The 469-nt window shown below is 37.3% G+C and carries 1 protein-coding gene; it reads right to left on the bottom strand.

Features of this window, described 5'->3' with window-relative positions:
- Position 1: 1 nt before the first annotated feature.
- The coding region (locus ACEVFT_RS02145; protein ID WP_393947875.1) for an IS3 family transposase at positions 2 to 469 on the bottom strand (468 nt) is incomplete at its 5' end.

Below are 469 nucleotides of genomic sequence, written 5' to 3'. Positions count from 1 at the left end.
TTTAGACAGCTTGGGTAAAATGAGTTCGGTACTGCACTGGACTCATTTTTAATTTTGCCTTCATACGTTTCGTGTTGTAATAGTTTATATAGTTTTCCAGTTCCTTTTTAAAATGCTCGACACTTTTAAATTCCTTTAAATAGAGAAATTCCGACTTCATGATGCCAAAGAAATTCTCCATGACAGAATTGTCGTAACAGTTGCCTTTACGCGACATACTTTGCACAATCCCTCTTGATTGAAGGGCGTGGCGATATTGTTTCATTTGATAATGCCAGCCTTGATCGGAATGCATGAGGAGCTGGTGTTCTTCTGGCAACCGCTCTAAAGCCTTCTCTACCATCTCTGAAACTAACGAATATGTAGGTCTAGAGCCAATTGTATACGTAATAATTTCGCCATTAAATAAGTCTAAAACAGGCGATAAATAAAGCTTTTCACCAATTAACTTAAACTCCGTAATATCTGT

The organism is Lysinibacillus sp. PWR01, assembly GCF_043359455.1.
GTDB lineage: Bacteria > Bacillota > Bacilli > Bacillales_A > Planococcaceae > Lysinibacillus > Lysinibacillus fusiformis_F.
This window is presented reverse-complemented; position numbering and strand designations above follow the sequence as displayed.